The sequence below is a fragment of the Pedomonas sp. genome (genome assembly GCF_036515995.1).
Classification (GTDB): Bacteria; Pseudomonadota; Alphaproteobacteria; order Sphingomonadales; family Sphingomonadaceae; genus Pedomonas.
Window position 1 is genome coordinate 1 of record NZ_DATBUP010000017.1, and the last position, 10,905, is coordinate 10,905.

Sequence of the window (10,905 nt, forward strand, 5' to 3'; positions counted from 1 at the left end):
ACGTTCATCGAGCGCAACCCCAAGCACGCCCGCACCGCCGATGCCATGTACTGGCTGGCCCGCGTGCAGCTGGTGCAGAAGAAGCACGCGCTGGCGGCCAAGGGTTTTCTGGACACCTACCAGAAGTACCCCAAGGCCACCCGCGCGCCGGACAGCCTGCTTGGGCTGGGCGATGCGCTGGCCGGTCTTGGCAGCCTGAAGGAGGCTTGCCAGGCCTACGACCAGCTGGAGATCGACTATCCGGCGGCAGCCTCGGGCAACCTGAAGACCCGCCTGTCGCAGGGCCGCTCCAAGGCCAAGTGCGGCTGAACGAAAGCGCGTGACTGATTCGGACCCGGTTCTGACGCCTGATGACCTGCGCGCCGCCGTTGAGGCGGTGGCGGGGGGCGCGGGTCTGAAGGAACTGGAAGACACCAACGGGCCAGCGGGCGAAAGCCGGCTGGCCGTTGCCGTTTCCGGGGGAGGCGACAGCCTCGCGCTGGCGCTGCTGGCGGCCGAGGCTTTTCCGGGGCGGGTGACGGGGCTGACGGTGGATCACGGCCTGCGCCCGGACTCGGCGGCGGAGGCGGAGCAGGTGGCCCGCTGGCTGGCGGCCCGGGACATTCCCCACGTCACCCTCCGCTGGGAGGGCGAAAAGCCCGCCGCCAACATTCAGGCCGAGGCGCGGGCGGCGCGGTATCGCCTGCTGGATGACTGGTGCGCCGCCAACGGCGTGCCCGCCGTGCTGACCGCCCACCATCGGGACGATGTGGCCGAGACCTTCCTGATGCGCCTTGAGCGGGGCAGCGGGCTGGCCGGTCTTGCCGCCATTGCTCCGGCGCGGCGCCTGCCGCAGGGCACGTGGCTGCTGCGACCGCTGCTGGACGCGAGCCGGGCGCAGCTGCAGCAGGTGCTTGAGGCGCGGGGGCAGGCGTGGATCGAGGATCCCAGCAACCGCAACGAGCGATTCGCCCGGGCGCGGGTGCGGCGCTGGCTGGCGGAGCAGCTGGAACCAGCGCTGTTCGCGGCCCGCGTTGCTGCGTCGGCTCGCCATCTGGCTGCGGCCAATGACGCGATGGGCTGGGTGGTGCAGCGCCATGTGGATGCCCATGTAAGGGCGGAAGAGACGGCCGGAGGCCTCGTGATTGACGACCTGCGAGGCTTTCTGGAGGTCCCCGACGAGATCGTGCGGCGCGCGCTGGCGCTGTGCCTCGACAGGGTCGGCACCGCCCGTTCGGCCCCACGCGGCGAAGAGCTGGAGCGGCTGATCACGGCGCTGCGGCGCGGCCAGAGCGCAACGCTTGGCGGTGCGATCGTGCGGGTGACGCCGAGGCGGGCGAAGATCCTGCCGGAAGGGCCCAGAGCGAGGACGTCAGCGAGGCCGACTGCCGGGCCCGGCGGCCGATCGGGCCGGCAGGGCGAATAGTGCCGTATCCGCAACACGATGGAGCGGCGCGGCTAACAGTCGAATGCTGCAATCCGGTGGTTGTTTCGTGCCGCGGAAAACTTATCTTAGCCAGACGCGGTGAAGAGTCGTACCGCATGAAGCGTAGGATGGATCATGCCTGATAAAAGAGGGCCGAACACCTTGGGCCGAAGCATTGCCTTATGGGCAATCATCATCGTCGTCCTGGTGTTGATGTTCAACATGTTCTCCCCCCAGCAGCAGACCGGGACGGCATCTCAGCTTGCCTACTCGGACTTCCTTGCGCAGGTGGATGAAGGACACGTGCGCGAGGCCCAGATCCGGGGCTCGGAAATCAGCGGCACTCTCAAGGACGGTCAGGCGTTCCGTACCTATGCGCCGGACGATCCCAATCTGGTGGACCGGCTGGCCAACAAGGGCGTGACCTTCCGGGCCGCGCCGGAGGAAAGCCGGAGCCTCCTGATGCAGCTGCTGTTCAACATGCTGCCGTTCCTGCTGGTGCTGGGCATCTGGATCTTCATCATGCGCCAGATGCAGAACGGCGCGGGCCGGGGCGCCATGGGCTTCGGCAAGTCCCGCGCACGGCTGCTCACCGAAAAGCATGGCCGCGTCACCTTCGACGACGTGGCCGGCATCGACGAGGCGCGCGAGGAGCTTCAGGAGATCGTGGACTTCCTGAAGGACCCGCAGAAGTTCCAGCGCCTTGGCGGCAAGATTCCGAAAGGCGCGCTGCTGGTCGGCCCTCCGGGCACCGGCAAGACGCTGCTGGCCCGCGCCATCGCGGGTGAAGCCAACGTGCCGTTCTTCTCCATCTCGGGCTCCGACTTCGTCGAGATGTTCGTGGGCGTCGGCGCGAGCCGCGTGCGCGACATGTTCGAGCAGGCGAAGAAGAACGCGCCGTGCATCATCTTCATCGACGAAATCGACGCCGTGGGCCGCCATCGTGGCGCAGGCCTTGGCGGCGGCAACGACGAGCGCGAGCAGACGCTGAACCAGCTGCTCGTGGAGATGGACGGCTTCGAGGCCAACGACGGCATCATCATCGTGGCGGCCACCAACCGTCCGGACGTGCTGGACCCGGCGCTGCTGCGCCCGGGCCGCTTCGACCGGCAGATCGTGGTGCCGCGCCCCGACATTCAGGGCCGCGAGAAGATCCTCAGCGTTCACATGAAGAAGGTGCCGCTGGCGCCGGACGTGAAGGCGAAGGTGATCGCGCGCGGCACGCCGGGCTTCTCGGGCGCGGACCTTGCCAACCTCGTGAACGAGGCGGCGCTGCTGGCGGCCCGCAAGGGCAAGCGGCTGGTGTCCATGATCGATTTCGAGGACGCCAAGGACAAGGTCATGATGGGCGTCGAGCGCAAGACCATGGCCATGTCCGAAGAGGAGAAGGCGCTGACGGCCTACCACGAGGCAGGCCACGCGCTGGTCGCCCTGCATGAGCCGGCGTCCGACCCGATCCACAAGGCCACCATCATTCCGCGCGGCCGTGCGCTGGGTATGGTGATGCGCCTGCCGGAGCGCGACAGCTACAGCTACCACCGCGACAAGATGTACGCGAACCTCTCGGTGGCCATGGGCGGCCGCGTGGCGGAAGAGCTGATCTTCGGCTACGACAAGGTGACCTCGGGCGCATCGGGCGACATCCAGATGGCGACCTCGCTGTCCCGCACCATGGTGACCCAGTGGGGCATGTCGGACAAGCTCGGCCCGCTGATGTACGGCGAGAACCAGGAAGAGGTGTTCCTCGGCCATTCCATCGCCCGCACCCAGAACGTCTCGGAAGAGACGGCCCGGCTCATCGACGCCGAGGTGAAGCGGATCGTGATGGAGAGCTACGAGCGCGCCAAGTCGATCCTGACCGAGCACAAGGAAGACCTGCACAAGATCGCCAAGGCGCTGCTCGAGTTCGAGACGCTGAATGGCGAGGAGATCAAGGCGCTGATCGAGGGCAAGACCATCGAGCGCCGCGATGTGGAGGACGACACCCCGCCGCCGTCGGCAACCGGCATCTCGGCCGTGCCGAAGACCGGTGGCCGCTCGTTCGGCGATCCGGAGCCCCAGCCTCAGGGTTAACTGGCCTCAGGGTTAATCGGCCCAAGGTTAAGGCATCGGATAACAAGACACTCCCGGTCAAACGGGAATGGCAGTAAGAAAGGCCCCTCTCTCCGGAGAGGGGCTTTTTCGTTTTGAGGGGCAACGCCATGATCGATCTCGACCACGACCGGGCCGCACTGGCGACGTTGCCGGAAGACGCGACCCTTTACCTGCGCCCGACCGGCCTCGGGGCGACGCCGTTCAACGACCCGGCGGCCGTCCGGCGGCTGGCGGGCGGGATGGTGTGGTTCGGCCTCGTGCAGGTGATCGTGCGCCAGGGCAGGCAACGGCGCGCCAGCGTCGTGGTGCCGGTCGGCGAGATGGAGCGGCTGATCGAGGCGCTGCCGCCGGTGCACCGGGAGCGGGCGGCCCGGCAATGGCAGGCACTGCGGGCGCCGCGCCCGGCGCTCGACATGGGCCACGGCAAGACGCTGCCGTTCGACCGGCCGACGGTGATGGGCATCCTCAACGTGACGCCGGACAGCTTCTCGGACGGCGGCAAGCATACGGATGCCGCCATCGCCGCCGACACGGCCTGGGCGATGCGCGAGGCGGGCGCTGCCGTCATCGACATCGGCGCGGAGACGACCCAGCCGGGCTCGAAGGCGGTGTGGGAAGGCGATGAGATCGAGCGGATGCGCCCGGTGCTGGAGCGCCTCGCCAACCAGCCGGTGCCGTGGTCGGCCGATACCCGCAAGGCCGCCGTCATGCGTTTCGCGCTGGAGCACGGCGTTGGCATCATCAACGACGTCTCGGCGCTGGAATACGACCCCGAGGCAGTACGGGTGGTGGCGAACAGCGGCGTGCCCGTCGTGCTGATGCACTATCAGGGCGACCCGCAGACCATGCAGGTGAGCCCCCGCTACGATGACGCGCTGCTGGATGTGTTCGACTGGCTGGAGGCCCGCATCGACGCCTGCGTGGCGGCGGGCATCGCACGGGAGAAGATCATCCTCGATCCCGGCATCGGCTTCGGCAAGACCGTGCGGCACAATCTAGAGATCCTGAACGGCCTCGGCCTCTACCATGCGCTCGGATGCCCGATCCTGCTGGGCGTCAGCCGCAAGCGGTTCATCGCCGCCCTCTCGCGCGAGGAACCGGCAACCGAGCGTCTGCCGGGCAGCCTTGCCGTTGCCATTCAGGGCGCGGCGCAGGGCGTTCAGATGTTCCGCGTGCACGACGTGGCCGAGACGGTGCAGGCGCTGAAGATCTGGCAGGGCCTGCAGGACATCGCACTGATGCCGCCCGGGGCGTGAGGGTTTCTCCCGGCTGACGCTTTGTCGTTTTCAGGAGTATGTTCGCAGGAGGGGCTTGCCCTCCTGCACCTCCCCTTCGTTTGGGGAGCCGCTCTCGAGCAGGGCGGAACCTCAGGTTAGACAGCACGGCCAAAAATATGGACCGCGCATGGTCTTGCCCGTTGTGCCTTCTTGCAGGGGTGAATGGGCGGTGTTTCGGGAGCCTGTCTTGGCAAGCTGTGCGCAGGTCAGCCTAATCCGCTCTTATAAATGTCCAGCATGACACTTTGCCCGATGAATTCATCGGGCGCGTGTGCGGGCACGAAATGGCGTCCGCGCGTCGGGAGGTTGTGCGGTAGGGAAAGTGCGTGGTGTGTCGACTGCTCGGGGCTCGGCTTCAAGGGAGTGCGGACAGAGGCGGAGATGGCACCTGCTTGGCGGAGCGCCTGCTCGATAAGGTTGCCCATAGTGGGGTTATTGGGCGGCGAGGGTGCTCGACGGGGAGGTTGGCGGGCAGGGCTCCTCTCCTGAGTTATTCGGCGTGCGCGTTTCCAGCGGGCAAGGGGCTGATGAAGGGGGCGACCCTTTTAGGCCTCCCTTTCCGGAGAAGAGCCTGAATCACCCCCGCAGAACGAAGGGGTGCGGGGGTCCGAGACCCCTGCAAAAAAGAAACCCGTCAGGAGCTGATGCTCTCGTTCATTAAAATCATTTTAAAAAGATGAGGCGGGTTAGAAGGTTAGAGCGGGAAGGCGGGGGCGGGGCGTGGCCAAAGCAGACCCGCGGTCGGAAAGCCGCCCGTTGGAAAGCTGGACAGTGGGGAAATCTGCCCGGCGGGAAAGCTGGGCGGTTTGCGGCGTTGTCCTTCCTGTTCCGGTGTTGCCTGTTTCGGTAGCGGTTGTGGTTGCTGCGGTGTGCGGTCCGTCACCTCTCCGAGACGATGGCGTAGCGTGGGGAGGAAGGCGATGAGCCGTAAGCTGACAGGCGGCCGTAAGCCGTTTGGAACGGGGCGGGCGCTGAGAGTTATGGGTGCGCTGGTTGCGCTGGGTGCGGGCCTGATGGCCGGGCCGGCGCTGGCGCAGGAAGCGGGATCCGAGGGGCGGGTGTCGCTGGGCGCGACGGCGGGGACGCTCGGCATCGGGCCGGAGGCGGGATACCGCTTCAGCTCGCTGTTCGGCGTGCGCGCCAATGCGGGCTGGTTCCGCTGGGACGAAGACTTCGATATCGATGACGTGGACTACAACGGCAAGCTCAAGCTCAACTCCGTCGGCCTGATGGCGGACCTCTATCCGTTCAGGAACAAGTTCCGCGTCTCGGTCGGCGCGCGGATCGCCGACAACAAGGTGCGGCTGCGGGCGGCACCGTCCGAGCCGGTGACGATCGGCAACCAGGTGTATACGCCGCAGGAGATCGGCACGCTGCGGGGCGACGTGGAGACGAACAGGTTCGCCCCCATGGTGGCCATCGGTTACGCCGGGCGGCTGGCGCCCGGCTGGTCAGTGGGGATCGAGGCGGGCGCCCTGTTCCACGGCCGCCCGGAAATGGGCGAGCTGACCGCCACGGGCCTGCTGGCGGACAATCCGCAGTTCCAGAAGGACCTGCGGCAGGAGATCGACGACATCGAAGACGAGGTGGAGAAGTACAAGGTCTACCCCGTGGTGCAGGTCAGCATATCCTACCGTTTCTGATGCGGCTCGTTTCATGCGCTGTGGTTCACGGTCTGCGGCCCCTTGCGCGCGACCGGGCGCGGCTGGCTGCGTCGCGGCTGGCCGCCGGCGGATGCTATGCTACCTCTGGACATGAGTGACGTGGCGGCGGCTTCAGGAGGCTTGAATGGCGGATGACCGGAGCAGCGATCGGGACGATGACCGGCTGACCGGCCGGATTGCCCGCTATGCGCGGGTCGGCACGGCGATGGGCGGGCTCGCCGCGCGCTTCGCCGCCAACCGGGTGCTGGGCACGCCGCTGGATCAGGCGCGCCACGCCGGGCAGATCCGCGCCTCGCTCGGCAACCTCAAGGGACCGGTGATGAAGCTGGCCCAGCTGCTCTCCACCATTCCCGACGCGCTGCCGCCGGAATATGCGCAGGAGCTGGCCCACCTGCAGGCCAATGCGCCCTCCATGGGAGGAAGCTTCGTGCGCCGCCGGATGCGCACGGAACTGGGCGACGACTGGCGCGAGCGGTTCGCAAGGTTCGAGGAGCAGGCGGCGGCCGCGGCCTCGCTGGGGCAGGTGCACCGGGCGATCGGGCACGACGGGCGGGCGCTGGCGGTCAAGCTGCAATACCCGGACATGGGCTCGGCGGTGGAGGCGGACCTGAAGCAACTGGACGTGGTGCTGGGGCTGTACCGCGCCTATGACAGCTCGGTCGATGTCTCGGAAATCCGCCACGAGCTGGCGGACCGGCTGCGGGAAGAACTGGATTACGAGCTGGAGGCCGGGCGGATGCGGCTGTACCGGCTGATGCTGGAGGGGGAGCCGGGCGTGCATGTGCCCGAGCCGGTGCCCGAGCTGTCAACGCGGCGGCTGCTGACCATGACCTGGCTGGAAGGCCAGCCGATCCTCACCTACAAGCAGGCGGATCAGGAGACCCGAAACCGCATCGCCATCAACCTGTTCCGGGCGTGGTACGTGCCGTTTCACCGCTATGGCGTCATCCACGGCGACCCGCATCTGGGGAATTACGCCGTGCGGCCGGACCTGACCATCAATCTGCTGGACTTCGGCTGCGTGCGCATCTTTCCGCCGCGGTTCGTGGGCGGGGTGCTGGACCTCTACAGGGCGCTCCGGGACGGGGACGAGCAGCTGGCGGTGCACGCCTATGAAACCTGGGGCTTCCGCAATCTCTCCCGCGAGCTGATCGAGACGCTGAACATCTGGGCGAGCTTCGTCTACAGCCCGCTGATGGAAGACCGGCCGCGGCTGATCAATGCGGCGGAAAAGCCGGGCGATTATGGCCGGGAACAGGCAGCCAAGGTACATGCCCGCCTGCGCGAGCTGGGGCCGGTGCAGCCGCCGCGCGAGTTCGTGTTCATGGACCGGGCCGCCGTAGGGCTGGGCGGGGTGTTCCTGCACCTGCAGGCCGAGGTGAACTGGTACCGCCTGTTTCAGGACATCGTCGAGGGATTCGACGTGGCGGCGCTGGAGCGCGCGCAGGCGGATATCTTGCGGGCCGCGGGGCTGCCTCCGGCCCCGGCGTCAACCTAGCAACTGCGACGGCAAATCACACCCACGATATCCTCCTAGTTTGGGTAGGTTCGCGCTCCGGTTGTCCGGGGTGTTTGCGAGCCGCGTACGGCATTTGTACGGATGAAAATATTTTAAATTCAATGGCTTATTGTGCGGCAACCCACAATTTGATGAGCAAGGCCATTGCGCAAGTCTGCAATAAAATTTCAAAAACCGGGGGTTGCAAATAAAGAATACTTCGCTCAATAACGTGCGCGCCTCGTCAGGCTTTCGCTTGGCTTGGCGGCGCGCTTTGCTATGGTGCGCCGCCTAGTTCGATTACGGAGTTTTACGGCAATGTCAGAGAGCAACTTCGATATTCGTGATCACAAGCGGACCTACGAGGGCTTCGTCGGCCTGACCAAGTGGGGGACCATCGCTGTGTGTCTGCTGCTGATCGGGATGGCTGTGTTTCTTGTGAACTAACCTCCGATCCAGAGGGGGGGGGACATTGATGAAGATTGCGGTGGTGAAGGAAGTCCGCGCCGCCGAACGGCGAGTTGCGGCCACACCAGAGACCATAAAAAAGCTCAAGGGCCTGGGTTTCGACCTGGCAGTGGAAACTGGTGCCGGCGCGCTGTCGTACATCGCGGACGCAGACTACGAAGCGGCCGGTGCGTTTGTTGGGGACCGTGCCTCGGTTCTCAATGGCGCCGGCATTATCCTGAAGGTTCAGGGCCCGAATGCTGACGAACTGGCTGGCTACCCTCGCGGTGCCGTGCTGGTGGCCAGCCTCAACCCGTACCAGAACCGGGACCTGATGCAGGCCTATGCCAATGCCGGTCTGACGGCCATGGCCATGGAATTCATGCCGCGCATTACGCGCGCGCAGTCCATGGACATCCTCTCCTCGCAATCGAACCTCGCGGGCTACAAGGCCGTGCTCGACGCGTGCGAGCATTTCGGCCGGGCCCTGCCGATGATGATGACCGCTGCCGGCACCATTCCGGCGGCCAAGGCCTTCGTCATGGGCGCGGGCGTGGCGGGGCTTCAGGCCATCGCCACCGCCAAGCGCCTGGGCGCGATCGTGTCTGCGACCGACGTGCGTCTGGCGGCGAAGGAACAGGTGGAATCCCTCGGCGGCAAGTTCGTCATGGTCGAGGACGAGGAAACCCGTCAGGCAGAGACCTCGGGCGGCTACGCCAAGGAAATGTCAGACGCCTACAAGGCCAAGCAGGCGGCCCTGATCGCGGACACCATCCGCAAGCAGGACATCGTCATCACCACCGCCCTCATTCCGGGCCGCGCCGCGCCGCGTCTCGTGTCGGCGGACATGGTGCGCTCCATGCAGCCGGGTTCGGTGATCGTCGATCTGGCGGCCGAGCAGGGCGGCAACTGCGAACTGACGCAGCCGGGCGAGGTGGTGACCACCCCGAACGGCGTGACCATCGTTGGTCACCGCAACGTGCCGAGCCGTCTGGCAGCCAATGCCTCGGCGCTGTTCTCGCGCAATCTCTTCAACTTCCTGGCCGCATTCCACGACAAGGAAGCCAAGAGCATCGCCTGGAACTGGGACGATGAAATCCTGAAGGCGATCGTCGTCACCCGCGAAGGCGCGGTGGTGCATCCGGGTCTGCAGGGCTGAGGGGCGAGTCATGGATTTCATCGGACAGCTTTCGATCTTCGTGCTGGCGATCTTCGTCGGCTATTACGTCGTGTGGTCGGTCACCCCGGCCCTTCATACCCCGCTCATGGCCGTGACCAACGCGATCTCCTCGGTGATCGTGGTGGGCGCGCTCATCGCAGCGGCTCCCGCCGACTGGACCCTGGCCAAGTGGCTCGGTCTCATCGGCGTGGCGCTGGCCGCGGTGAACATCTTCGGCGGCTTCGCCGTCACCCAGCGCATGCTGGCCATGTACAAGAAAAAAGAGAAGAAGTGAGGCGGGGATGGTACAAGCTAACTCTGTAGTGGAGCACACTGCCGCAGCGACGGTTGCCGGCGTGCCCGCGTGGGTCGCGCTGGCTTATCTGGCCTCGGGCGTCCTCTTCATCCTGGCGCTGCGCGGGCTCTCCAGCCCGACCACCAGCCGCCAGGGCAACTTCTTCGGCATGCTCGGCATGCTCATTGCTGTCGTCACCACGCTGGTGACGCATGAACTGGCGAGCCTGCCGGAAATCGGCGGCGCGCTCGTGATCGGCGGCGGCATCGGCTACATCATCGCCCAGCGCATCGCCATGACGGCGATGCCGCAGCTGGTGGCCGCGTTCCACTCGCTGGTGGGTCTGGCCGCGGTGCTGGTGGCGGCGGCCGCCTATTCGAACCCGGAAGCCTTCGGCATCGGCACGGCGGACAACATCAACGTGGTCAGCCGCATTGAGATGAGCCTCGGCATCGCCATCGGCGCGATCACCTTCTCGGGCTCGGTCATCGCCTTTGCCAAGCTGAATGGCAACATGTCGGGCGCGCCGATCATGCTGCCGGGGCGCCATGTCATCAACATCGGCATCCTGGCGGCGATTGTCGGCCTTGTTGCCTACTTCTGCATGGACCAGTCCCCGACGGTGTTCTGGACCATCACGGCCCTGTCGTTCCTCATCGGCTTCCTGCTGATCATCCCGATCGGCGGCGCGGACATGCCGGTGGTGGTGTCGATGCTGAACAGCTACTCGGGCTGGGCGGCGGCGGCCATGGGCTTCACGCTGCAAAACTCGGCCATGATCATCACCGGCGCGCTGGTGGGCTCCTCGGGCGCGATCCTGTCGTACATCATGTGCAAGGGCATGAACCGCAGCTTCATCTCGGTGATCGCGGGCGGCTTCGGCGCGGATGCGGCGGCAGCGGCAGGCGGCCCGAAGGTCGATCGGCCGATCAAGCAGGGTTCGGCGGAAGATGCGGCCTTCATCATGAAGAATGCCTCTTCGGTCATCATCGTGCCGGGTTACGGCATGGCGGTGGCGCAGGCCCAGCACGCGCTGCGCGAACTGGCCGACATGCTGAAGGACGAG

10 protein-coding genes are annotated in these 10,905 nt (G+C 66.2%); all 10 read left to right on the forward strand.

Annotated elements, in window-relative coordinates; genetic code table 11:
• Positions 1 to 309, forward strand: a 309-nt coding sequence (locus VIG90_RS01745; protein ID WP_331591700.1) for a tetratricopeptide repeat protein, incomplete at its 5' end; no start/stop codon positions are given.
• A 10-nt stretch (positions 310 to 319) separates the two neighbouring features.
• A complete protein-coding gene (gene tilS, locus VIG90_RS01750) occupies positions 320 to 1,405 on the forward strand; it encodes a tRNA lysidine(34) synthetase TilS (RefSeq protein ID WP_331591701.1) in 1,086 nt (361 codons plus the stop codon).
• Positions 1,406 to 1,540: 135 nt separating this feature from the next.
• Positions 1,541 to 3,478 (forward strand): ATP-dependent zinc metalloprotease FtsH, encoded by a 1,938-nt coding sequence (ftsH, locus tag VIG90_RS01755; protein ID WP_331591702.1) that lies wholly within the window; start codon positions 1,541 to 1,543, stop codon positions 3,476 to 3,478.
• 128 nt (positions 3,479 to 3,606) lie between these two features.
• On the forward strand, positions 3,607 to 4,755 hold the full coding sequence (gene folP, locus VIG90_RS01760; RefSeq protein ID WP_331591703.1) for a dihydropteroate synthase: 1,149 nt from the start codon (positions 3,607 to 3,609) through the stop codon (positions 4,753 to 4,755).
• Between the two features lie 941 nt (positions 4,756 to 5,696).
• Entirely contained in the window at positions 5,697 to 6,419 is a 723-nt protein-coding gene (locus VIG90_RS01765; RefSeq protein ID WP_331591704.1) for a hypothetical protein, read from the forward strand.
• 145 nt (positions 6,420 to 6,564) lie between these two features.
• On the forward strand, positions 6,565 to 7,938 hold the full coding sequence (locus VIG90_RS01770) for an AarF/ABC1/UbiB kinase family protein (protein ID WP_331591705.1): 1,374 nt from the start codon (positions 6,565 to 6,567) through the stop codon (positions 7,936 to 7,938).
• A 318-nt stretch (positions 7,939 to 8,256) separates the two neighbouring features.
• Entirely contained in the window at positions 8,257 to 8,385 is a 129-nt protein-coding gene (locus VIG90_RS01775) for an aa3-type cytochrome c oxidase subunit IV (RefSeq protein WP_331591706.1), read from the forward strand.
• Between the two features lie 28 nt (positions 8,386 to 8,413).
• Positions 8,414 to 9,544, forward strand: a complete 1,131-nt coding sequence (locus VIG90_RS01780) for a Re/Si-specific NAD(P)(+) transhydrogenase subunit alpha (protein WP_331591707.1) — start codon at positions 8,414 to 8,416, stop codon at positions 9,542 to 9,544.
• 10 nt (positions 9,545 to 9,554) lie between these two features.
• Complete coding sequence (locus tag VIG90_RS01785) at positions 9,555 to 9,839, forward strand: NAD(P) transhydrogenase subunit alpha (RefSeq protein ID WP_331591708.1); 285 nt, start codon at positions 9,555 to 9,557, stop codon at positions 9,837 to 9,839.
• Positions 9,840 to 9,846: 7 nt separating this feature from the next.
• The coding region (locus VIG90_RS01790; RefSeq protein WP_331591709.1) for an NAD(P)(+) transhydrogenase (Re/Si-specific) subunit beta at positions 9,847 to 10,905 on the forward strand (1,059 nt) is incomplete at its 3' end.

What these genes read in the sequence shown, in the direction of transcription:
- VIG90_RS01785 (WP_331591708.1), top strand. Translation starts at nt 9,555, where the DNA reads ATGGATTTCATCGGACAGCTTTCGATCTTCGTGCTGGCGATCTTCGTC.
- VIG90_RS01765 (WP_331591704.1), top strand. Translation starts at nt 5,697, where the DNA reads ATGAGCCGTAAGCTGACAGGCGGCCGTAAGCCGTTTGGAACGGGGCGG.
- VIG90_RS01780 (WP_331591707.1), top strand. Translation starts at nt 8,414, where the DNA reads ATGAAGATTGCGGTGGTGAAGGAAGTCCGCGCCGCCGAACGGCGAGTT.
- VIG90_RS01775 (WP_331591706.1), top strand. Translation starts at nt 8,257, where the DNA reads ATGTCAGAGAGCAACTTCGATATTCGTGATCACAAGCGGACCTACGAG.
- VIG90_RS01770 (WP_331591705.1), top strand. Translation starts at nt 6,565, where the DNA reads ATGGCGGATGACCGGAGCAGCGATCGGGACGATGACCGGCTGACCGGC.
- folP (WP_331591703.1), top strand. Translation starts at nt 3,607, where the DNA reads ATGATCGATCTCGACCACGACCGGGCCGCACTGGCGACGTTGCCGGAA.
- ftsH (WP_331591702.1), top strand. Translation starts at nt 1,541, where the DNA reads ATGCCTGATAAAAGAGGGCCGAACACCTTGGGCCGAAGCATTGCCTTA.